Origin of the sequence: Sulfitobacter sp. D7 (genome assembly GCF_003611275.1) — a bacterium.
Taxonomy (GTDB): Bacteria; Pseudomonadota; Alphaproteobacteria; order Rhodobacterales; family Rhodobacteraceae; genus Sulfitobacter; species Sulfitobacter profundi.
The window spans coordinates 2,366,824-2,388,467 of sequence record NZ_CP020694.1; the positions used below are offsets into that span (position 1 = coordinate 2,366,824).

Here is a 21,644-nt window from a genome sequence, read left to right on the forward strand (position 1 = left end):
CTCTCTCCGCGCGGAGCAATGGGGGGCGACGGAAGGTAACCCACTGTTATAAAACGATATCTCATTTACCTCCGGCTATTGACCCCGCGCCCGCGCGGGATTAGGTTGCCACCCGTTTACCCGCCCATTTCTGCCCGGAGACTGCCCCATGTCCGCGCCCGCTCGCCCACGCCCAACCGCCTGCCTTGCCCTCGCGGATGGATCGATTTTCTACGGCATGGGGTTTGGCGCCACTGGCCAGACCGTGGCGGAGTTGTGCTTCAACACCGCGATGACCGGCTACCAAGAGATCATGACCGACCCCTCCTATGCGGGCCAGATCGTGACCTTTACCTTCCCGCATATCGGCAATGTCGGCACCAACCCCGAAGATGACGAGACCGGCGATCCGGTCGCCGCCGGGATGGTCGTAAAATGGATGCCCACCACGCCCAGCAGCTGGCGCAACATCCAGCCGCTGTCGGATTGGCTAGCCGCGCGCGGTCGCATCGCCATCGGTGGTATCGACACCCGCCGCCTGACCCGCGCGATCCGCCAGCAGGGCGCGCCGCACGCCGCCCTCGCCCATGACCCGGACGGCAACTTTGACATCGAAGCGCTGGTCGCCACCGCCCGCAGTTTTGCCGGTCTCGAAGGCATGGATCTGGCCAAGGACGTCACCTGCGCCCAGACTTACCGTTGGAACGAGATGCGGTGGGCATGGCCCAACGGCTACGCGCCCCAGACCGAGGCCAAACACAAGGTCGTGGCCGTGGACTATGGCGCAAAACGCAACATCCTGCGCTGCCTCGCCTCTGCGGACTGCGACGTGACCGTGTTGCCCGCCACCGCGACCTATGACGATATCATGGCGCATAAACCGGACGGCGTGTTCCTCTCGAACGGTCCGGGCGATCCGGCAGCGACCGGCGCCTATGCCGTGCCGATGATCCGCGACGTGCTGGATAAAACCGATCTGCCCGTCTTTGGCATCTGCCTTGGCCACCAGATGCTAGCGTTGGCGCTTGGTGCGACCACGGTCAAGATGAGCCACGGCCACCACGGGGCGAACCACCCGGTCAAGGACTATGACACTGGCAAGGTCGAGATCACCTCGATGAACCACGGTTTCGCAGTCGATGGCCAATCCCTGCCCGAGGGCGTGCGCGAGACGCATGTGTCGCTTTTTGACGGGTCGAACTGCGGCATCCGCGTCGATGGCCGCCCGGTTTGGTCGGTGCAGCACCATCCCGAAGCCAGCCCTGGCCCGCAGGACAGCTATTACCTGTTTGAGCGTTTCAGCGAAGCCATGGCCGCGCGTAACGCCTAAAATTCTCCACATGCATTGATTGCATAGGCGGCTGTTAATTCTCAATTAACGGTCGCCTGCCAGTCTCATTCCGGAACCTCGACGGGGCACGGAATGAGCAACCTTCGCCTGAAACTCTCAGCGCCGCGTATGGCCGCCGCGCCCGCCCGCCGGATGCGGTTGGGTCAGCATCTGATTGCGGCGGGGGTCATCGGGCCAAGCGATCTTCTCCACGGGCTCGACCTACAACGCCGGATCGACGCCCCCTTGGGCGAGGTCCTTGCGACCGAAGGGCTGGTCGCGCCTGATGACATCGTCAGGGCGCTCGCCCGGCAGTACGGTGCGCAGCCTGTCGATCTTACGCGCAGCCCCTCCGATCCGCGCCTCTCTGCTCGGATACCCGCGCGCCTCTGTCTGAAATTTGGCGCGGTGCCTTGGCTTGAACTGGGGGACCGGCTTTTCGTGGCCAGCAGCCGTCCCGCCGAATTTTCCCAGCTTTGCAGTGCCTTGGGCGAAAGGGGGGAGTCCTTGGTGCTGGTCATCGCCGACCCCCAGCAGGTGCAGACCCAGATCGGCCGTCTTTACGCGACAGAGCTCGCGCATCATGCCGTCACCCGTGTGGCGGACGCCGAAAGCTGTCGAAACTGGGCGGTGCGCAACCGAAAACGGCGGTTTGCGTTGCAGGGCATTCTGCTGTCCCTCGTTGCCCTGCTGGTATTCTTTCCCTCGGCAGTCCTCGCCGTGGCGCTTCTCTGGGGGGCCTTTACGCTGCTTTTGACCAGTGGCCTCAAGGCGGCGGCGCTATGGGCGTCTCTCATCCGGACCGCCCCACCGCGGGCACCGCCGGAGGCCAGTGATATGAAGGGCTTCCGCCTGCCCCGCGTCTCGGTCCTCGTGCCGTTGCTGCATGAGGAAGAGATCGCGCAGGCGCTTATCGCGCGGCTGTCTTGGCTGACCTACCCCAAATCACTGCTGGAGGTGGTCTTGGTCCTCGAAGCAAGCGACAGCCTCACCCGAAAGACCATCGCCCGCACGCCTTTACCGCCGTGGATCAGCGTGATCGAAGTACCCGACGCCGGGGCGCTCAAGACCAAGCCCCGCGCGCTGAACTACGCGCTCGACTTCTGCCGGGGCAGTATCATCGGCGTGTGGGACGCCGAGGATGCGCCAGAGCCGGACCAAATCGAACAGATCGTAACCCGCTTTCAAAACGCGCCTGAGAATGTCGCCTGTTTGCAGGGGGTTCTGGATTTTTACAACAGCCGCAGCAATTGGATGGCCCGCTGTTTCGCCATCGAATATGCGACGTGGTGGCGGGTGATCCTACCCGGTGTGGCCCGACTGGGGCTGGTTGTCCCTTTGGGTGGGACAACCCTGTTTTTTCGGCGCGATATCCTTGAACGGCTCGGCGCTTGGGACGCTCATAACGTGACAGAGGATGCCGATCTGGGTCTTCGACTGGCGCGGCGCGGTTATGTGACCGAACTAATACCCACCACCACTTTTGAGGAGGCCAACTGCCGCCCTTGGCCTTGGGTGCGGCAACGATCGCGGTGGCTGAAGGGCTATCTTATCACATGGGCCGTCCATATGCAGAGGCCGCGCGCACTGCTGCAAGACCTCGGGCTGCGGCGGTTCATCGGCGTGCAGGCGATCTTTCTCGCGACGGTCTCGCAATTCGCCCTCGCCCCGCTGCTCTGGTCGCTCTGGCTAAGCGTCTTTGGGCTGTACCACCCGGTCACTGATCGGCTTGCCCCACCGCTCATGACGGCGATTTTTGCGCTGTTCATCCTGTCCGAACTGCTGAACCTCTGCGCCTCTGTAATCGCGGTCTCAAACCGCGGGCAGCGCCACCTGCTGCCTTGGGTTATTACATTCCCGCTCTATTTTGCCCTGGGGGCCGTAGCCGCTGCCAAGGCACTTTATGAGCTCTATCGCAGCCCCCACTTTTGGGACAAAACCGCCCATGGGCATACATTGCCCCACTACGTAAGGCCGCAGAAGAAGACGCCTAAAAATCTTCCTCGCGCCGGGCCGCTTCCTGCTTCAATCGGGTCATGAAGGCGACAGAAATATGCGTGCGCAGCGCCTCATCCGCGCCATCCTCATCGCGCGCTTCGATCATTTCCACGATGCGGTTATGTTCGGCCTGCGCGATCTCACCACGCCCCTCCACCGCAAGCGAAGAGGTCGCCATCAAGGCCATGGAGCGGTGCACAAGGTCAAGCTGTTGCACCAGATAGCGGTTGTGCGACGCCAGATGGATCTGCTTGTGAAACCGCTTATTCGCCCGCGCCAGCGCATTGGGATTGCCCGCCAGCGCGTTGTCGGCATCCACCATCTCGCGCAGCACGCGCACTTCCTCAGCCGTGGCATGGCGCGCGGCCAGACGCGCGGCCAGCCCTTCCAACTCCCCCCGCACGACGTAAAGCTCGGCCATCTGGTTGTGATCCAGCGAGGCCACGATCAGGCTGCGCCCGTCGCGCATCAAAAGCGATTGGGTCTCAAGCCGTTGTAAAGCTTCACGGATCGGGGTGCGCGACACGCCGAAACGCTCGGCCAACTCGCTTTCTACCAGCCGGTCACCGGGGCGATAGGTGCCGATGTCGATGGCCTCTAGAATCATCGAATAAGCGTCGGTCGGGCCGGTTTTGGCGTCGGGCATGAGCTATCTGTCCTTGAAAGTTGCGCCACCTTACTCACCGCGACCATATGCGCAACCCGGGAGGGCTTGCGCGGCTGCCCATCTCGGCCTACCTCTGCGCCATGCCGCGCGATGCTTTCTCTCATGTCACCACTTGGGTCTTCGACCTTGATCAAACGCTCTACCCCCCCGAGGCGCGGCTTTTCGATCTGATCGAATCGCGTATGGTCGATTGGGTAATGCGCGCCATCAAGGTCGACCGGGCCGAGGCCAACCACCTGCGCCAGCACTATTGGCAGACCTATGGCACCACGCTGGCGGGGCTGATGCGCGAACACGGCGTCGATCCCGGCCCCTACCTCACGGATGTGCATGACATCCCGATGGACCGGCTGACCCCCGACCCATTACTCGCCCAAGCGATCCGCGTTCTGCCGGGGCGCCGCATCGTCTACACCAATGGCTGCGCTCCCTACGCCGAACGGGTGCTTGAGGCGCGCGGCCTTTCGGGGCTATTCGATGCGGTCTACGGCGTCGAACATGCGGATTTCCTGCCCAAACCCGAAGCCGCCGCCTACGATAAAGTCTTTGCCATCGACGGTTTCCAAACCGCAGCCGCCGCGATGTTTGAGGATGATCCACGCAACCTTGCCGCCCCCCATGCCTTGGGGATGCGCACGGTGCATGTGGCGCCCACACGTGGCGAAGGCGATCACATCCACTACCATACGCAAGACCTCTGCGATTTTCTGACACGGGTGGCGGGCTGATGACCTTTGATTGCGATATTCTGATTTCCGGTGGCGGCATCGCCGGACTGACCGCCGCCGCCGCTTTTGGCGCGGCGGGTTTCGACGTGATCTGCGTCGATCCCACACCGCCCGTCACCGACGGCGCGGCCGAGGGCGCCGACATGCGCTCCACCGCGCTGCTGCAACCATCCCGTCTGCTCTTGGAAGACGCCGGACTATGGGACCGCCTCGCCCCACATGCCGCCCCTTTGCAGATCATGCGGATCGTCGATGCGGGGGGCGATGACCCGAGCCCCCGCGTCACCCGCGAGTTCGACGCCGCCGATATCTCAGATGCCCCCTTCGGCTGGAACTTCCCAAATTGGCTGCTGCGCCGCGAGATTTTGGCCCGCCTGAACGCGCTGCCCAATGTCGATTTTCGCCCCGGCACTGGCACCACCACGCTCTTCACCCGCAGCTCCGAGGCCCGTGTCGGTCTCAGCGATGGCAGCCGCATCAAAACGCGACTGGTGATCGCCGCCGATGGGCGGAACAGCCCAATGCGCGATGCCGCCGGGATCGAAGTCACCACCCGCCGCTACGGCCAAAAGGCGCTGGCCTTTTGCGTGACACACCCCATCCCGCATGAGAATGTTTCGACCGAAGTACACCGCTCCGGCGGCCCCTTCACCCTCGTCCCCCTGCCCGACCGCGACGGCATGCCCTGCTCCGCCGTGGTTTGGATGGACGACGGTCCCGCGACCCAAGCCCGCGCCACGCTGGATACCGCTGCCTTTGAGGCCGAAGCGACGGCGCGCTCAGCCAATCTTTTCGGGCCGCTGACCCTCGCCAGCCCCCGCGCGCTTTGGCCGATCATCAGCCAAGAGGCCAAGCGCCTCTCCGCCGAACGGGTGGCATTGGTGGCTGAGGCCGCCCATGTGCTGCCCCCCATCGGCGCGCAGGGGCTGAACATGTCGCTAACCGATCTGGCGACGTTGTTGGATCTGGCCCGCAAATCGCCTGAAAAGCTCGGCGATGCCGAGATGCTAGAAGCCTACCACAAGGCCCGCCACACAGACATCAGCCTGCGCGTCCGGGGCATTGACCTGCTGAACCGGGCTAGCCAAGCCAGCAGCCCACTGGCCCGCGATGCGCGGGCGGCAGCGCTTAATGCGCTCTACGCCCTGCCCCAAGTGCGCAAGATGCTGATGCAAATGGGGCTGGGCCTGCGCCGCTAACGCGCGGCGCAGCCTGTCTTACAAAACCTCGTCGAGCACAGCCGTCAACCGTGCCACGGTGGCGTCAACGTCATAAAGCTTATCCAGCCCGAACAGCCCCAGACGGAAGGTGCGGAAATCATCCGGCTCTCCCACCTGCAACGGCACGCCCGCTGCAATCTGCATGCCATGAGCGGCAAAGGCCTTGCCGTTTTGCACATCCGGATCGGCGGTGTAGCCGACCACCACGCCCGGCGCGGCAAACCCGTCAGCAGCAACCGAAGTCACCCCCCGTGCGGCCAGCGCCTGCCGCACCGCTTCCCCCAAACGCCACTGCGCTTCTTTCAACCGGTCGAACCCATAATCGCGGGTCTCTTTCACTGTATCACGGAACAGCCGCAGCGCATCCGTCGGCATGGTCGCATGATAGGCATGCCCCCCCGCCTCATAGGCTTTCATGATGTCGCGCCACTTGCGCAGATCGATGGCGAAACTGTCCGATGTGGTCTCATTCAACCGCGCTTCTGCCCGCGCGGACATCATCATCAGCCCAGCGGAAGGCGACGCGCTCCACCCTTTCTGCGGGGCCGAGATCAACACATCGACCCCAAGCGCCTTCATATCCACCCAGACACAGCCCGAGGCGATGCAATCAAGCACCATCAGCGCACCCACTTCATGCGCCGCCGCAGCCATTTCTTTGATGTAGTCATCCGGCAGGATCATGCCCGAGCTAGTCTCCACATGCGGTGCAAACACGACCTGCGGTTTCCCGTCGCGAATAGCTGCGGTGACCTCTTCAATCGGCGCGGGCGCAAAGGGCGCGGGGCTGGCGTTGCCCTGCATCCGCGCCTTCATCACCTCGGCACTCTTGGTAAGATCGGCGCTCTCAATGATCTGGCTCCAACGGTAGGAAAACCACCCGTTGCGTACCACCAACACGTCTTGGCCGCGCGCGAATTGTCGGGCCACGGCCTCCATCGCATAGGTACCGCCGCCGGGCACCAGCGCCACAGCGTCGGCGTTGTACACTTCGCCCAGCCAGCCCGAGAGGTCGCGCATGACCTGCTGAAATTCCGCTGACATGTGGTTGAGCGAACGGTCGGTAAAGACCACGCTGAATTCATCAAGCCCCGTGGGGTCTACCGTGTCGAGCAATGCCATCGTTCTTCCTCCATCTTTCGATCAAAGGCATATGTCCCGCCGCCGCAAAAGGCAATTCACGGCTAAAGCGGCCCCGGCAGACGCTCCTCGCTCAAAAGCACATTGGCCTCCACCTCCCCCGCGCCGGGCAGCGTCATGATCCGCCGCCTCAGCACACGCTCGAAATCGGGCAAATCCCGCGCCACGACCCGCAGCCGGTAGTCGAAAAGCCCCAAGACGTGCTCCACCGTCTGCACTTCGGGAATGGCACTCACCGCCCGCTCGAAATCCTCCAAACTCACCCGCCCCCGCGTGGCCAGTTTGATACCCAAAAAAACGGTCACGCCAAAACCCAATGCCTCGGGATTCAACCGCAGCCGCCGCCCGGCAATCGCGCCGCCCTCTTCCAACCGCCTGATCCGCCGCCACGTCGCAGGCTGCGACAGGCCCAACCGCCGTCCCAATGCGCTCGCACTCTGTGTGGCATCCCGCGCCAAAGCGCGCAGCAAGGCGCGGTCAATCTCATCAAGCTCAATCACAGCGGCAGCCCCTCCTGCGTTTTGATCCGCGCCACATGCATCAGCGCCTCGATCTCGGCGATATGCGGTAGCGTGAGGATACGACTGCGATAGATCTGCTGGTAATGCCCCATATCCCGCGCAATAATCGACAGCCGCAGATCGACCCGGCCCAAAAACGTCTGAAGCTCGATCACCTCAGGCACCTGCCGCGCCTCTGCCATAAAGATGTCGAAGGCATTGGCCTGCGTCTTGTCCAGTGTCACCCGCAAGGACACCTCCAACGCATAGCCCAGTGCAGCCCAATCGATCACCACACCGCTGCCCTGCACGATCCCCTGATCCTGCAGACGCGCAATCCGCCGCGCGGCCTTGCCAGAGGTGATATTGCAGCGCTCCGCCAACTCGCCGGGGCTGAGGCTCGGCTCCGCTTGCCAATAGCGCAGAATACGGCGATCCAGATCATCAAGCATGAATTTTCCGTTTTCCAGTGAAACCACGAATAACTATCTTCATTCTTTCACAAATACCTCTGCGATGACAATGGCCACTAGACGCAACATCGCTATGGTGAACCGCAGATAGAGATCAACCAAAGGACAAGATCATGCGCGTTTACTACGACCGCGATTGCGACGTGAACCTCATCAAGGACAAAAAAGTAGCCATCCTCGGCTACGGTTCCCAAGGCCACGCCCACGCCCTGAACCTGCGCGACTCCGGTGCCAAGAACCTCGTCGTCGCCCTGCGCGAAGGCTCTGCCTCCGCCGCCAAGGCCGAAGGCGAAGGTCTCAAGGTCATGGGCATCGCCGAAGCCGCCGCTTGGGCCGACCTGATCATGTTCACCATGCCCGATGAGCTTCAGGCCGAGACCTACAAAAAATACGTGCATGACAACATTCGCGAAGGTGCCGCCATCGCATTCGCCCACGGCCTGAATGTCCACTTCGGCCTGATCGAGCCCAAAGAAGGCATCGACGTGATCATGATGGCGCCCAAAGGTCCGGGCCACACGGTGCGCGGCGAATACACCAAAGGCGGCGGCGTGCCTTGCCTTGTGGCCGTGGATCGCGACGCTTCCGGCAAAGCGCTGGAAATCGGTCTGTCCTATTGCTCCGCCATCGGTGGCGGCCGTTCGGGCATCATCGAAACCAACTTCCGCGAAGAATGCGAAACCGACCTCTTCGGTGAGCAGGCCGTGCTTTGCGGTGGCTTGGTTGAACTGATCCGCATGGGTTTCGAGACATTGGTCGAAGCGGGTTATGCCCCCGAGATGGCCTATTTCGAATGCCTGCACGAAGTGAAGCTGATCGTCGACCTGATCTATGAAGGCGGCATCGCCAACATGAACTACTCGATCTCGAACACGGCGGAATACGGCGAATATGTCTCCGGCCCGCGCATCCTGCCCTACGACGAGACTAAGAAGCGCATGAAAGACGTGCTGACGGACATCCAGAACGGCAAGTTCGTGCGTGACTTCATGCAGGAAAACGCAGTCGGCCAGCCTTCGTTCAAAGCCACACGTCGCATCAACGACGAGCACCGCATCGAACAGGTCGGCGCGAAACTGCGTGAGATGATGCCGTGGATTTCCGCAGGCAAGATGGTGGACAAGGCCAAGAACTGAGCCATCTCCCCCTCAAGATAAGACGACATCGACCCCGGCCTTGCGCCGGGGTCTTTGCCTTTACGCCGGAGCCCCGATGAACACCACGCCTCAGATCACCCGCACCAGCTGGCTGCTGATCGCCATTCTGGGCTTTGTCTGGGGCGGCACCTTTCTGGCCATCGAAATTGCGCTGACGGGCATTACGCCCTTTTGGCTCGCCGCCTCTCGGATCGGGTTTGCGTCGGTGGTGATGCTGGCGCTATGGGCCGGGCGCGGTTTCGCGCTATTCGCCGACCGCCCGACGCGGGGCGTGATCGCGACACTGACCACCATCGGCATTATCAGCTCGGCCCTGCCGTTTTCACTGCTGGCATGGGGGCAGCAATATGTGACCTCTGGCTTTGCCGGGGTGACCATGGCCTCGGTCGCGCTGATCGTTCTGCCCTTGGCGCATTTCCTACTGCCGGGAGAGCGTATGACCCCGCGCAAGGTTGGCGGTTTTGTCATTGGCTTTATCGGCGTGGTGGTATTGATCGGCGGGCAGGCATTTGAAAGCACGGGTGCCGCGATGGAGACTGCGGGCCGTATCGCCTGCGTCGGCGCGGCATCGTGCTATGCCATCAGCTCGATCCTCATGCGCCGCTTGCCGTCGGTAGACCCGATCGGCCTGGCCACGATCCTTATGCTGATCGGCGCAGGCATCATGTTGCCTGCCGCTTTTATCAGCGAAGGCCCGCCGCCCCTGCCCGGCCCAAAGATCGTGGCCGTCTTGGCCTTTCTGGGTCTGATACCCACCGCAGGCGCGGCCTTTTTGCGGGTCTATGTGGTGCGCACTGCCGGGCCGGTCTTTATGTCCTTGGTCAATTACCAAGTGCCGGTCTGGTCGGTCCTCTTGGGGGCGCTGGTCTTGTCAGAGCCGCTGCCGATGTCGCTGCTCTATGCGATGGCGCTGATCCTTGCGGGGGTCGGGCTCAGCCAATACGGCGCGCTGAAACGGCTGTTCCAGCGCGGATAGGACAGCCTAGCCGCCCACCGCCGCATTCACCGCGTCAACCACGCTGTCCACGGCACGTTCCATCAGTGCCGCGTCTTCATGTTCGGCCATCACACGGACCAGCGGCTCGGTGCCCGATTTGCGGATCAACAACCGCCCGCCTTGCGCCAGATCGGCCTCGGCCTGCGCGATTGCGGCTTTGACCTGCGCCTCTTCCAACGGGGTTTGCCCAGCGGAGAACCGGACGTTTTTCAGCAGTTGCGGCACCGGGTCGAATTGGTACAGCAGCTCCGAGGCAGGTTTGCCCGAGCGGACCATCTCAGCCAGAAACTGCATCCCGGCCATAAGTCCGTCGCCCGTGGTCGCGTGGTCGGTCATCACGATATGACCCGACTGCTCCCCGCCGAGGTTGAACCCCCCTTCGCGCATCCGCTCCACCACATAGCGGTCGCCCACGCTCGTGCGCTCCAACCGCAGACCGCGGTCGTCGAGGAAACGCTCCAGCCCAAGGTTGCTCATCACCGTGGCCACAAGCGCCTTGCCCGCAAGCCGCTCTTCTTCGGCCCAACGGGCGGCCATCAGCGCCATGAACTGGTCGCCGTCCCCGATACGGCCATTCTGATCGATCAAGATCACCCGGTCTGCATCGCCATCAAGGCAGATGCCTACATCGGCGCCATTCGCCACCACGGCCTCTGCCGCGGATTGCGGCTGGGTCGAACCACAGCCATCGTTGATGTTGAACCCATTGGGGGCCACGCCCACGGGGATCACCGTCGCACCCAATTCCCACAGCGCCATGGGCGCCACGTGGTAGGCCGCGCCATGGGCGCAATCGATCACCACTTTCAGCCCATCAAGACGCATCTGCCGCGGGAAAGAGGATTTGACCCGTTCGATATAGCGATAGCGGCTGTCGTCGATCCGCTTGGCCCGGCCGATCTGATCCGGCTCCGAAGGCGCGACCCCTTCCGCGACCAGCGCTTCGATTTCCTGTTCGACCTGATCGGAGAGTTTGAAGCCATCCGGGCCAAAGAATTTGATACCATTGTCGCTGGCCGGATTGTGACTGGCCGAGATCATGACCCCCAGATCGGCGCGCATCGACCGCGTCAGAAGCCCGACCGCAGGCGTCGGCACCGGCCCCAGGAGCAGGACGTTCATCCCCGTGCTCGTGAGGCCCGCCGTCAGCGCGTTTTCGAACATATAGCCCGACAGCCGCGTGTCCTTGCCGATGACCACGCGGTGCACGGTGTCTTTCTCACGCCGGAAATAGCGCCCCACGGCGGCACCGATGCGCAGCGCCATTTCGGCGGTCATGGGGTGAATATTGGCGGTGCCGCGCACGCCATCAGTACCAAAGAGTTTTGTCATAGCTGTTTTCCTGTCAGTGCCGCGCGGTAAAGTGAAATGGATTGGATGGTTTGCGCCACGTCGTGGACGCGCAAGACTTGGACACCGTGGCTCAGCGCCGCCAGGGCGACCGCGATGGACCCCGGTGCGCGATCTTCCCCAGCCGCGCCGCCGCCTATGGTGCCGATGAAGCGCTTGCGCGATGCGCCCAGCAAGATCGGCACGCCGAGGCTGTGGAACAGGCTGAGATTTGCAAGCAGCGTGAGGTTGTGCTCAAGCGTCTTGCCAAAGCCGATGCCCGGATCGGCGATAATGTTGTGCCGCCCGATGCCCTCGGCCTCCAACGCGGTGATCCGCCCGGCCAGATAGTCATAGACGTCGAGCAGGACGTTTTCATACTGCGGGTCACGTTGCATCGTGGCCGGGTCGCCTTGGGCATGCATCACGCAGACCGGCAGGTTCCGCGCCGCGCAAAAGGGCGCGAGCGCCGGGTCAAAGGTGAGCCCGGCCACGTCATTGACCAAATCTGCCCCCGCCGCGACCGCGGCTTCGGCCACGGCGGCCTTGCGGGTGTCGATGCTGATCGCTCCGGGTCCAGCAGCGCGCAGCCCTTCGATTACGGGACGAACGCGCGCGATCTCTTCGTCCTCAGGCACCGTTTCGGCCCCCGGACGGGTCGATTCGCCGCCGATATCCAGCATGTCGACCCCCGCCGCCCGCATTGCCGCCCCCGCAGCGACCGCGATCTGCGGATCGGCATGGCGACCGCCATCTGAGAAACTGTCGGGCGTGGCATTGAGAATCCCCATCACGCGGGGGCGGTCGAAAGTCAGCCCTGCGATGGCCGGGCGCGGCGCGGTCAACGCCGCCCGCGCCGTAGGGGGGAGCGCGTCTGCCGTGATCACATGCGGCGCCTGCCCCCGCGCCAATACCTCAACATGGGTAAACCAGCCCCAGCCGCCCGCAAGGGTCAGCGCGCCTTCGGGCCGCGCGGGACCAATCTGAACCAAGGGGCGGTGATAATCTGTCATCAGGCAATCTCCGCACTGTCGACATCGAGCACCCGCACCGGCAGCGCCGCGCCCTCGGGCCGGTCTGCGCCGATCAGCACCAACTCGCTGGCGGATGAGCTTTCGGCAAACCACGCGGCCAAGGCCGGTGCCGCGCTTGGTGCGGCGGCGGGGCCGTCCACCGCATCGAGCACGATCCGCGCAGGGGCCCAGATGCTGATCTGGCCGTTTTTCATCGCCCAGTCCAACTCTGTCCGGCTGCCAACCACCGCGCAGCGGGGATCGCGCGCCCAGAGCACCCAAGCGTTCTGTTCGATCGCCAAAAGGTCGATGTGGCGTTGTGCTTTTTCATCTCCGGCCCGTGGGGCCGCGATGTCAGCGGGGCCAACGCAAAGGATCACGGGCTGGGCGGAGGCTTCCAAGTGGTCGAGCCATCCGGTCAAGCGGTCAGAGGCAATGGCGGCATTTGACAGGTAAATCACGCGCGGCTGCGGTGCCTCTTGGGCGGCGTCCTGCACTATGGCAGCGCCCTCCCGCGCCCGCACGATCTCAACCCCAAGCGCACCGGGGCCACGGTCAAGCTTTTCGATCCGCACGAAAACCCGCATCGCCTGCGGTTCGATCAAGATACGGTCCGCCACCCGTTCGGCCAGCGTTTCCAAGAGGTTGAGCCGCTCGGCGGCAAGCTCGGCGGCGATGGCCTCGGTCACGCGGTCATAGGACAGGATGCGATCCACATCGTCATCCACCACGCCCGTCAGGGGCGCCACCTCGACCACCACGTTGAAACAGACCCGTTGCGTGACATCCCGCTCGGCCTGAAAGGCGCCGATCTCTACCTCAACGATATGATCGCGCAGGGAAATACGGTCGCGCGGCTCAGGGCCGGCCATCGTCTCTGCCCGCTCAGAAGGGTGGGCAAAGGCAAGTCGAATTTCGTCGTCGGACATCGGCAGCGCCTATCGGATCAGGGTATCGGGCCCCGTCGGGGGCGCTTCGATGCACATTTAGCAGGCCCACCGACGGCAGGCCAGCACCCGAAGGCACATCCGAACCCGAACTCTTAGTTCGAGGCGGTTTTCCACGTGTGGCGGTAGAAGAGATGCTGACCGATCCGCGCAGTCTTGGTATAGACCCGCGCCCAGTTGGGGTTCACGGCGGTGGTGTGGTAGTGGGTCGCGCCATTGGTCAGCTTGGGCGCGGAGCCGTCGATGATCGCACGCGCCACTTTAGAGACACGGGCAAAGGCGCGCGGCTCATTGATGACTTCTTTGTAGCCGTCGCAGGTATAGGTAAACTGGCACTGATACTTGCGCCCCGTCCCCTGATTGATCACGCCGCAAAGCGTGCCGGGAAAGCGGGCCGATTTCACACGGTTCATGATCACTTCGGCCACGGCAAACTGGCCTTTGACCGTCTCACCGCGCGCCTCGAAATAAAGCGCTTCGGCAAGGCACTGCAACTCGGCGTTGCCTTCGGCTTTGGGCTGGCTGTCGACCCAAGCGGTCGAGAATTTCACATCTGTCTCGCTGGCCGACACGGGCTGCGCGACCATCTCCTGAAGTCGCGCCGCACCGGCGGATTTCAGACCTTGAATTTCAATCTGCGCAAGATCGCTCGCGCTTTCGGAGCTTGCTTGAACAGCCAGCGGGCTGCTGCACAGAGCCATGGAAAGAGCAAAAGAGATCGACCGGATAAAACGCATCATGCGCCTCGCATCATTGTTAGGGCTGCGGGGCGGATAGCCAAAAGGTTCCGGGCGGTAAACCCAACCGGACATTATGTGCAGAAACTTGCCGAATTATGGTATAAGTTGGGCTGGAGCCCGCTGCCCCTACCCGATCTTGTGGGCAATGGCGAGCTGGGCCGCAGCCAAACGTGCAACCGGTACGCGAAACGGCGAACAGGAAACATAATCAAAGCCCGATTCGCGGCAAAAAGCGATGGATTCGGGGTTCCCGCCATGCTCCCCACAGATGGAAAGGGTGATTCCGGGCTGGGCTTTGCGCCCCCTTTCCGCCCCAAGTTGCAGCAATTCGCCGACCCCATCGGTGTCGAGCACATGGAAGGGATCCTCTGGGTAGACCCCTTGTTGGACGTAATTCGACATGAAGCGCCCCGCGTCGTCGCGCGAGAGGCCATAGGTCATCTGCGTCAGATCGTTGGTCCCGAAACTGAGAAAGGCACAATGCGGCGCGATATCATCAGCACGCAGACAGGCGCGCGGGGTCTCTACCATCACGCCGAGACGGTAGGTGAAGCTCGCGTCGCGCTCGCTGCGCACGGCGGCGGCCACGGCATCGACGCCGGCTTTGACCAATTCCACTTCGCGCCGGGCGCTGACCAGCGGGATCATGATCTCGGGCACCACCGGCTCGCCATCGCGGCTGGCTTCGATTGTGGCCTCAAAGATCGCGCGGGCCTGCATTTCGTAGATTTCCGGCACCGTCACCCCCAGCCGCACGCCGCGCAGGCCCAGCATCGGGTTATACTCCGTCATCGCCGCCACGCGCCGCGTCACGTCAGACATCTGAAGGCCAAGCGCCTCGGCCAATTCGCGCTGCCCGGCTTTGTCTGAGGGCAAGAATTCATGCAGCGGCGGATCAAACAAGCGGATGCACACTGGCTGCCCCTGCATGATGCGGAATAACTGGGTAAAATCCTCGCGCTGCATGGGCAGCAGACGTTCCAGCACGGCACGGCGGTCTTCGCCGCTTTCGGCAAAGATCATTTCGCGCATCACGGTGAGGCGACCGGGCTCGAAAAACATATGTTCAGTGCGGCAGAGCCCGATGCCATGGGCGTTGAAATTGCGCGCGGTCTGCGCATCGGCAGGCGTGTCGGCATTGGCGCGAATGCCAATGTCGGCCACATCCTCGGCCCAGCCCATCAGCCGGGTGAAGGTATCGTCTAGTGCGGCTTCTTGCATCTTGGCCGCCCCGGCCAAGACCTGCCCGGTTGAGCCATCAACGGTGACCTGATCCCCTTCGACAAAAACCCGCCCATCGGGGGCGATGATCTGCCGCTGGGTCACGATAAAGCGCATGTTCGACGCACCGACAACGCAAGGAAGCCCCATGCCGCGCCCGATCACCGCCGCATGGCTGGTGATGCCGCCGCGTTCGGTCAAAACGGCAGCGGCGGCATGCATGCCGCGAATATCCTCTGGTGACGTTTCGCGCCGGACGAGGATGCAAGGCTCCCCCCGCGCGGCGCTGGCCTGTGCGTCGCTGGCGGAAAAGACGATCCGCCCGGTGGCCGCCCCGGGGCTGGCGGCGATGCCGCGCCCGATCACGTCGCGTTTGGCGCTTGGGTCAACCTGACGGTGCAGCAGTTCCGACAGCGTGCGGGGCTGCACCCGCATGAGCGCTTCCTCGCGGCTGATGATCCCTTCGTCAGCCAGCGCCACGGCGATCCGCACCGCCGCACGGGAGGACCGTGCGACCTTCACACCATCCAGAATATGCAGCTTGCCTTGATCGATCACGAACTCGACCTGCATCTCGGCCCGGAGCCGTTTGCGCATCAGCGCCGCGTGGTCTTTCAACTCGGCAAAGGCATCGGGCACCAGCTCTTCCAACGACGGCCCGCGCGGATCGCGGGTGAGATACATCGCCGCCGCATCGCCTTCGAGCGCATCGCGGCCTTGGCTTTGGCTGAGATAACGCCCGGTGATTTGCGGTAGGCCAGTATCGCTATCGACCAGTTGCAACACGCCCGAACCGCACTGCCCCTGCCCCACGCCAAAGGCCATTTCCTGCACGATCAACCCCAACCCCGCATCCGCAGGTGCCCCCTTGGCTTGCCGCAACAATCGCGCCGAAGTGCCGTTCCACGCCCGCGCCATTGACCGCAACACCGCAGCCAATTGCGTTGCCGGGTCTTGGGGAAAACGCTCTTCGGTCTCGGCCTCATAGGCGCGTAGTGATTCCATCAGCGCCGCACGGCCATCGCCGTTCACATCGTCGAACATATCGGGGTCAAGGCGGGCAACATTGACCGCATAGGACTGCACGAAGCGCGAATAAAGCGCCGCCGCCGGGCCTTCGCCGATGGTCGTGGCGTAATGTTCAAACAGCGCGTCGTTGATGCCGATGTTCAGCACCGCCCCCGGCCCACCCCAATCAGGGTCTTGGCTAGAGGGGCGCACACAAAGCAGCGCGCCTTTGGGAAATTGATCGACCACCGCTTGGATATCAGGCAACTGCCCGCGCGCGATCTGTTGCACCGCATTGAAAGAAACCGCCACGGTAGAGGGCACCGGCAACTCAAGGCGCACGAGGCGCTGCAAGCATTTCGCCCGCCCGCCGTGGGTGTCATTAGCAATTGGCGCGGTGGGGGTCACCAGCGTGGTATGGGGATCGTTCTGCACTGCGGCACCTTAGTCGTTCCGGTGCAGCATAGGGGTTGAGGCAGAAGGGGCAAGGGATCTTGCCCCCTCAGCGGTCAGCCATCCAGTTTGGTCAAGTCCGCCACGGCGCTACAGATCGTGCGAATGCGGCTGAGCAGATTGAGCCGATTGCGCCGCACGGTGGGGTTGTCGGCATTGACCTGAACCGCCTCGAAAAATGCATCAATCGGCCCGCGCAGTTCCGCCATGGCGGCCATCGCGGTCGAGAAATCCTGCGCCGCCATCGCCGGGGTGATCTTGGCCTCGGCCTTGTCGAGCGCTGCGAAGAGGTCTTTCTCGGCCTGCGTTTCGGCAAACTTCGGATCAGCGCCGAAGGAGTATTCCACGCCATCGGCCTCTTCGGCTTGGCTGAGGATGTTGTTGGCGCGTTTGAAGCCTTGGATCAGGCTCTCGCCGTCGTCGGTTTTGAGCGTCTCCGACAGGGCGCGGGCGCGTTTGACCAGCAGGGTCAGATCGTCGCTGCCGTCCATGGCGATGCAGGCGTCGATAATGTCGTGGCGGATGCCTTGATCGCGGAGGTAGACTTTGAGGCGGTCGTGGATGAAGGAGAGGAGGTCGCTCTGTAGGTCGCCGTTAAAATGCCACTCATGGATCGTAACTCGAGTTCGTCCCACTTCGGCGAGTTCTTCTAGATCGAACTCACCTCGAATGTCCTTGGTCCGTCCTGTTGCGATAACACGACCGTCTTCTTGAACCGTTGCGACAGTATCAGCTTCGATAGTGGCGCGGTGTGTCTGCAGAGTTTCCGCCAAGGAAAGATGTGTGTCATTCTCAACCAAAATCCGAATAACGCCCAAAGCCGCACGCCGCAGCGCAAACGGGTCTTTGCTCCCGGTGGGTTTCTCATCAATCGCCCAGAACCCAGTCAGCTTGTCGATCTTCTCGGCCAGCGCCACGGCAATCGACACCGGCTCAGTCGGCACGTCATCGGACGGCCCCAGCGGCGCATAGTGATCCTTGGCCGCATCGGCCACGGCATCCGACATCCCCGCCTTGCGCGCGTAGTAGCTGCCCATCAGGCCCTGCAATTCGGGGAACTCATAGACCATCTCGGAGCTGAGGTCGGCCTTGGCTACCCGCGCCGCCTGCTCGGCCTCATCGGCGTCGGCGCCGACCAGCGGGGCAAGCTCACGCGAGAGGGTCGCCATGCGGTCGATCAACTCGGCCTGTGTGCCGAGCTTGTTATGGAAGGTCACATTTTCCAGCGCCTTGACCCAAGTCTCCATCCCCGCGCCCGAGGTCACGGTGCGCAGGTCATTGTCCCAGAAGAATTTCGCATCCGACAGCCGCGCGCCGAGCACTTTTTCGTTGCCCGCAAGGATCGTGGCACCCTCGTCGGCGGTGGTGCGGTTGGCGACGGTGACGAAGCGCTCGATCTGACCCGACTTCGGATTGCGGACCGAGAAGAACTTCTGATGCTCTTTCATCGAGGTTTGCAGCACTTCGGGCGGCAAGCCGAGAAAATCGTCGCCAATGCGGCCCATCAGCACCACGGGATATTCAACCAGCCCGGCGACCTCGGCCAAAAGCCCTGCGTCTTCGACAACCTTAAGCCCAGCGGCGAAGGCCATGTTGGTGGCGTCATGCCAGATCGTATCGGCCCGCGCGGCGGGGTCGAGCACGACATGGGCGCGGGCGAGTTTGGTCTGGTAGTCTTCGAAGCCCGCGACTTCGATCTGATCGGGCGCAAGGAACCGGTGTCCGCGCGTGGTGTTGCCAGCGGTGATGCCATCGACGGTCAGCGGCACAACCTCGGCCCCGGCTTCATCGCTGATGACGCAAAGGATCGAATGAAGCGGGCGGACCCATTTCAAGCTGCCCGTGCCCCACCGCATCGACTTCGGCCATGGGAAATTGCGGATGGTCCGTTCCAGCACCTCGGCCACGATCTCAGCCGCAGGGCGGCCCGGTTTTTCGATCTTGGCAAAGAACACTTTGCCCTTGGGCGTGTCGCGTTCTTCCAATTGATCACGGGTCAACCCAGCACCGCGCAAAAACCCTTCGATGGCTTTCTCAGGCGCGTCGGCTTTCGGGCCTTTGCGCTCTTCCACCTGTCGCGGGCTGGCGGCAAGCATATCGCCAAGCGCCAGCGTCAGACGGCGCGGGGTGGTGAAAACGGCGGCGGAGCCATAGGTCAGACCGGCTTCGACCAGACCGTTGGTCACCAGCTTTTGCAGGTCTTCGCCCGCGCGTTTCTGCATCCGCGCAGGGATTTCTTCGGAGAAAAGTTCAATCAGCAGATCTGGCACGGGCGGCCCCCAATTCTTGCCGCGATGGCGGCGTCTCATCGGGGGCTTGGATAACGAGTGCTAGGCGGAGGGTCTAGCCCCCCGCCCTGCGTTTAATCCAACAAGGTGCGGATATCGGGGTCGGAGAATTTCGGCACCACCCGGTAGCCCGCTTCGACGAAGTTATAGACCGCAAAGCCAATCAACCCCAGCCCGGCACCGCCCAAAAGGAAACGCCCAAAGGCCATGCCGCGCAGGCTTTGCAGCGCCTCGCCCAGACCGCCCGCCTGTGCGGGGTTCGCGGTCAGCGCCGCATAGCCCAGTGAAAAGGCAACCAGCCCCAGAATGCCGCCATAGATAATCAGGCCAACCTTCACGATAGGGTCGATGCTTTCGGTGAACTGGGTGCGCGCCAGATGGCCCTTATATTTCCCGCTCCAGCCTTTGTAGGCATAGTAGATGCCTGCGCCCAATAGGATCAGCGCGCCAGCGGCTACGATATAGCGCCCGGCGGGCATCGACATCAGCTTTTGCGTCCAGTCCTGCGCGGAACTGCCGCCGGAATTCTTGCCGCTCATTGCCAAGGCCAGAACGGAAACGCCGATACCGCCGTGGATTAGCCCGGTCGTGACTTGCCCCAACCGCGCGATCAGCCCCTTGGCGTCGGTCCCGTGATCTTCGACATCCTTCACGCCCGCAGCCACGCGCCAGACCAGATAGGCAAGCAACCCGATGCCAATCGCGATGAGTGCCGGAATACCGTATGGCTCATCCCGCAGCGCCGCGAGGGCGTCTTTCGTGCCCGAGGCTTGGGTGCTTTTGACGGCGGCCAATAGGGCCAGCCCCCCGATGATCGTATAGATCACCCCGCGCGCGCCGTAGCCCGCGCGCATCACCCATTTCAGCCCCTCATGTGTTTTTTCCGACATTTTCGCCCCCGTTCTATGTGGGGACAAGCGTTCGGCAGCGCCAAAAGGTTCCGTGCAAACAGGCGGCGCTTGCGTTTAAGATCAGTCGGCGGGACGCTCGGGGCAAGCCTCTCCTACCACGGTGCCGTCATAGGACTTCTCGCCGCAGTCGTTCAGCTCATGCCAGATGTAGCCACGCCCGTCATCGGTCAGCGCCACGATCCGGTCGACGCCGTAGTGCACGTTCTTGCCGCCAAGGAAGGTCAGCGCGGTGCCGGCCTCAATCTCGGCCCCGATGGCGGGGGCGTCGAAACAATCGAACCAGCCCGGCGCGTTGCGCGGATCGGTGGGGTCGGTCATCTCATAGGTCTCGGTCGCCATGGCGAGGCTGATGTCATGCTCAAAGCAGGCACGGAACCGGATCGGAGAACTGTCGGCGTCGATGGCCTGAAGGTTCTCTGCCGCGATCTCTTCCGGCTCTTGCGAGGTAAGCGATACCAGTTCGACCTTGGCCTCAGGCACCTCGTGATAAAACCCATAGATCTGCAAATAATAGAGTGCAGCCCCGGCGATCAGTGCGGATACAAGGATCACGATACCGACAATCTTGCCGCTCATGCCGCGCTATCCGCCTCAGGCGTCCAGCCGCCCGCGCGGGTCTGCACGAAGGCATCGGCACATTGTTTTGCCAAGGCCCGCACCCGCCCGATATAGGCCTGCCGTTCGGTCACCGAGATCACGCCGCGCGCGTCGAGCAGGTTGAAGATGTGGCTCGCCTTGATGCATTGGTCATAGGCCGGATGCGCCATGACGATGCGTTTCCCGGTCTTGGGGTCCTCGGCGGGCTGGTCGAGGATGAACTGGCAATGCGCTTCGGCCTCGTTGAACTGGTCCAGCAGCACCTCTGTATTGGCGGTGTCAAAGTTCCAGCGCGCGAATTCTTCTTCGGTCTGCTTGAACACATCGCCATAGGTCAACGGAATTGGTGCCTCGGGGCTGTTAAAGGGCATGTCCATTACGTGATCGACACCTAGCACATACATCGCCAAACGCTCCAACCCATAGGTCAGCTCTCCCGAGACGGGGTGGCAGTCATGGCCGCCAACCTGTTGGAAGTAGGTGAACTGGGACACTTCCATTCCGTCGCACCAGACCTCCCAGCCCAGACCCCAAGCGCCCAGCGTCGGGCTTTCCCAGTCGTCTTCGACAAAACGGATGTCATGCAGCGCCATGTCGATGCCAATGGCTTCGAGCGAACCAAGGTACAGATCTTGCAGATTGGGCGGGCTGGGTTTGATCAGCACTTGGTATTGGTAATAATGCTGCAAGCGGTTGGGGTTCTCACCATAGCGCCCATCGGTGGGGCGGCGCGAGGGCTGAACATAGGCCGCGGCCCAAGGCTGCGTGCCGAGGCTGCGCAGCGTGGTGGCCGGGTGAAAGGTGCCCGCGCCCACTTCCATGTCATAGGGTTGCAAGATCGCGCAGCCCTGCCGCGCCCAATAGCTCTGCAATGCAAGGATGATCTCTTGAAAAGAGCGTGGTTTCTGCGCCGCGTCAGACATGGTGATTGCCCCTTTATGATGCGCG

General features: G+C 62.8%; 19 protein-coding genes. 6 read left to right on the plus strand and 13 right to left on the minus strand.

Translation table 11 applies throughout. From position 1 onward, the window contains the following. Nucleotides 1-148: 148 nt before the first annotated feature. Both carA and B5M07_RS11435 read left to right on the plus strand, forming a co-directional pair. Nucleotides 149-1,309 carry a glutamine-hydrolyzing carbamoyl-phosphate synthase small subunit gene (gene carA, locus B5M07_RS11430; protein ID WP_120351396.1) on the plus strand — a complete coding sequence of 387 codons (1,161 nt, stop codon included), beginning with the start codon at nt 149-151 and terminating at the stop codon, nt 1,307-1,309. Between the two features lie 93 nt (nt 1,310-1,402). Then, on the plus strand, nt 1,403-3,349 hold the full coding sequence (locus B5M07_RS11435) for a glycosyltransferase family 2 protein (protein ID WP_120351397.1): 1,947 nt from the start codon (nt 1,403-1,405) through the stop codon (nt 3,347-3,349). On the opposite strand, the gene B5M07_RS11440 is transcribed toward B5M07_RS11435, so the two are convergent. Continuing rightward, a complete protein-coding gene (locus tag B5M07_RS11440) occupies nt 3,300-3,953 on the minus strand; it encodes a GntR family transcriptional regulator (RefSeq protein ID WP_067622715.1) in 654 nt (217 codons plus the stop codon). The genes B5M07_RS11435 and B5M07_RS11440 overlap by 50 nt on opposite strands. 101 nt (nt 3,954-4,054) lie before the next feature. On the opposite strand from B5M07_RS11440, the gene B5M07_RS11445 reads away from it, so the two are divergent. Together B5M07_RS11445 and B5M07_RS11450 are read left to right on the plus strand one after the other, a co-directional pair. Further along, nucleotides 4,055-4,702: a pyrimidine 5'-nucleotidase gene (locus tag B5M07_RS11445; protein ID WP_120352235.1), complete on the plus strand. Its 648-nt coding sequence runs from the start codon at nt 4,055-4,057 to the stop codon at nt 4,700-4,702. Next, the gene (locus tag B5M07_RS11450) at nt 4,702-5,901 is read left to right on the plus strand and encodes a UbiH/UbiF family hydroxylase (protein WP_120351398.1); all 1,200 of its coding nucleotides are present in this window, start codon (nt 4,702-4,704) and stop codon (nt 5,899-5,901) included. Before B5M07_RS11445 ends, B5M07_RS11450 begins: the two co-directional genes overlap by 1 nt. A gap of 18 nt (nt 5,902-5,919) precedes the next feature. On the opposite strand, the gene B5M07_RS11455 is transcribed toward B5M07_RS11450, so the two are convergent. From B5M07_RS11455 to B5M07_RS11465, 3 genes are all read right to left on the minus strand, one after another. Beyond that, nucleotides 5,920-7,044: an aminotransferase class V-fold PLP-dependent enzyme gene (locus tag B5M07_RS11455; RefSeq protein ID WP_120351399.1), complete on the minus strand. Its 1,125-nt coding sequence runs from the start codon at nt 7,042-7,044 to the stop codon at nt 5,920-5,922. 62 nt (nt 7,045-7,106) lie between these two features. Further along, nucleotides 7,107-7,562: an Lrp/AsnC family transcriptional regulator gene (locus B5M07_RS11460; RefSeq protein ID WP_120351400.1), complete on the minus strand. Its 456-nt coding sequence runs from the start codon at nt 7,560-7,562 to the stop codon at nt 7,107-7,109. Beyond that, complete coding sequence (locus tag B5M07_RS11465; RefSeq protein WP_067935636.1) at nt 7,559-8,014, minus strand: Lrp/AsnC family transcriptional regulator; 456 nt, start codon at nt 8,012-8,014, stop codon at nt 7,559-7,561. The genes B5M07_RS11460 and B5M07_RS11465 overlap by 4 nt, the downstream gene beginning before the upstream one ends. Before the next feature lie 134 nt (nt 8,015-8,148). Between B5M07_RS11465 and ilvC the strand changes: the two genes are divergently transcribed. Together ilvC and B5M07_RS11475 are read left to right on the plus strand one after the other, a co-directional pair. Further along, nucleotides 8,149-9,171: a ketol-acid reductoisomerase gene (ilvC, locus tag B5M07_RS11470; RefSeq protein WP_007119394.1), complete on the plus strand. Its 1,023-nt coding sequence runs from the start codon at nt 8,149-8,151 to the stop codon at nt 9,169-9,171. 76 nt (nt 9,172-9,247) lie between these two features. Continuing rightward, nucleotides 9,248-10,168 (plus strand): DMT family transporter, encoded by a 921-nt coding sequence (locus B5M07_RS11475; RefSeq protein ID WP_120351401.1) that lies wholly within the window; start codon nt 9,248-9,250, stop codon nt 10,166-10,168. Nucleotides 10,169-10,174: 6 nt separating this feature from the next. Here the strand turns inward: B5M07_RS11475 and glmM are convergent, their stop codons facing one another. The 9 genes from glmM to B5M07_RS11520 all read right to left on the minus strand — a co-directional run bounded on the left by glmM (nt 10,175) and on the right by B5M07_RS11520 (nt 21,619). Continuing rightward, a complete protein-coding gene (glmM, locus tag B5M07_RS11480) occupies nt 10,175-11,521 on the minus strand; it encodes a phosphoglucosamine mutase (protein ID WP_067916323.1) in 1,347 nt (448 codons plus the stop codon). Continuing rightward, on the minus strand, nt 11,518-12,531 hold the full coding sequence (folP, locus tag B5M07_RS11485) for a dihydropteroate synthase (protein ID WP_120351402.1): 1,014 nt from the start codon (nt 12,529-12,531) through the stop codon (nt 11,518-11,520). Before folP ends, glmM begins: the two co-directional genes overlap by 4 nt. Beyond that, entirely contained in the window at nt 12,531-13,460 is a 930-nt protein-coding gene (locus B5M07_RS11490) for a dihydroneopterin aldolase (RefSeq protein WP_120351403.1), read from the minus strand. The genes folP and B5M07_RS11490 overlap by 1 nt, the downstream gene beginning before the upstream one ends. Before the next feature lie 113 nt (nt 13,461-13,573). Next, nucleotides 13,574-14,218, minus strand: coding sequence for a cell wall hydrolase (locus B5M07_RS11495; RefSeq protein ID WP_205570860.1), 645 nt, complete (start codon nt 14,216-14,218; stop codon nt 13,574-13,576). Between the two features lie 126 nt (nt 14,219-14,344). Then, nucleotides 14,345-16,882, minus strand: a complete 2,538-nt coding sequence (locus B5M07_RS11500; protein ID WP_120351404.1) for a putative PEP-binding protein — start codon at nt 16,880-16,882, stop codon at nt 14,345-14,347. A gap of 74 nt (nt 16,883-16,956) precedes the next feature. After that, the gene (gene glyS / locus B5M07_RS11505; protein ID WP_120352237.1) at nt 16,957-19,170 is read right to left on the minus strand and encodes a glycine--tRNA ligase subunit beta; all 2,214 of its coding nucleotides are present in this window, start codon (nt 19,168-19,170) and stop codon (nt 16,957-16,959) included. 92 nt (nt 19,171-19,262) lie between these two features. Further along, a complete protein-coding gene (locus B5M07_RS11510) occupies nt 19,263-20,078 on the minus strand; it encodes a DUF1206 domain-containing protein (protein ID WP_240791583.1) in 816 nt (271 codons plus the stop codon). Nucleotides 20,079-20,159: 81 nt separating this feature from the next. Beyond that, the gene (locus B5M07_RS11515; RefSeq protein WP_067627003.1) at nt 20,160-20,675 is read right to left on the minus strand and encodes a DUF6446 family protein; all 516 of its coding nucleotides are present in this window, start codon (nt 20,673-20,675) and stop codon (nt 20,160-20,162) included. Next, a complete protein-coding gene (locus B5M07_RS11520) occupies nt 20,672-21,619 on the minus strand; it encodes a glycine--tRNA ligase subunit alpha (protein WP_120351405.1) in 948 nt (315 codons plus the stop codon). Before B5M07_RS11520 ends, B5M07_RS11515 begins: the two co-directional genes overlap by 4 nt. Nucleotides 21,620-21,644 lie beyond the last annotated feature (25 nt).

What these genes read in the sequence shown, in the direction of transcription:
- folP (WP_120351402.1), bottom strand. Translation starts at nt 12,531, where the DNA reads ATGACAGATTATCACCGCCCCTTGGTTCAGATTGGTCCCGCGCGGCCC.
- B5M07_RS11475 (WP_120351401.1), top strand. Translation starts at nt 9,248, where the DNA reads ATGAACACCACGCCTCAGATCACCCGCACCAGCTGGCTGCTGATCGCC.
- glmM (WP_067916323.1), bottom strand. Translation starts at nt 11,521, where the DNA reads ATGACAAAACTCTTTGGTACTGATGGCGTGCGCGGCACCGCCAATATT.
- B5M07_RS11450 (WP_120351398.1), top strand. Translation starts at nt 4,702, where the DNA reads ATGACCTTTGATTGCGATATTCTGATTTCCGGTGGCGGCATCGCCGGA.
- B5M07_RS11435 (WP_120351397.1), top strand. Translation starts at nt 1,403, where the DNA reads ATGAGCAACCTTCGCCTGAAACTCTCAGCGCCGCGTATGGCCGCCGCG.
- carA (WP_120351396.1), top strand. Translation starts at nt 149, where the DNA reads ATGTCCGCGCCCGCTCGCCCACGCCCAACCGCCTGCCTTGCCCTCGCG.
- B5M07_RS11455 (WP_120351399.1), bottom strand. Translation starts at nt 7,044, where the DNA reads ATGGCATTGCTCGACACGGTAGACCCCACGGGGCTTGATGAATTCAGC.
- B5M07_RS11490 (WP_120351403.1), bottom strand. Translation starts at nt 13,460, where the DNA reads ATGTCCGACGACGAAATTCGACTTGCCTTTGCCCACCCTTCTGAGCGG.
- B5M07_RS11510 (WP_240791583.1), bottom strand. Translation starts at nt 20,078, where the DNA reads ATGTCGGAAAAAACACATGAGGGGCTGAAATGGGTGATGCGCGCGGGC.
- B5M07_RS11440 (WP_067622715.1), bottom strand. Translation starts at nt 3,953, where the DNA reads ATGCCCGACGCCAAAACCGGCCCGACCGACGCTTATTCGATGATTCTA.
- B5M07_RS11465 (WP_067935636.1), bottom strand. Translation starts at nt 8,014, where the DNA reads ATGCTTGATGATCTGGATCGCCGTATTCTGCGCTATTGGCAAGCGGAG.
- ilvC (WP_007119394.1), top strand. Translation starts at nt 8,149, where the DNA reads ATGCGCGTTTACTACGACCGCGATTGCGACGTGAACCTCATCAAGGAC.
- B5M07_RS11520 (WP_120351405.1), bottom strand. Translation starts at nt 21,619, where the DNA reads ATGTCTGACGCGGCGCAGAAACCACGCTCTTTTCAAGAGATCATCCTT.
- B5M07_RS11495 (WP_205570860.1), bottom strand. Translation starts at nt 14,218, where the DNA reads ATGATGCGTTTTATCCGGTCGATCTCTTTTGCTCTTTCCATGGCTCTG.
- B5M07_RS11515 (WP_067627003.1), bottom strand. Translation starts at nt 20,675, where the DNA reads ATGAGCGGCAAGATTGTCGGTATCGTGATCCTTGTATCCGCACTGATC.
- B5M07_RS11445 (WP_120352235.1), top strand. Translation starts at nt 4,055, where the DNA reads ATGCCGCGCGATGCTTTCTCTCATGTCACCACTTGGGTCTTCGACCTT.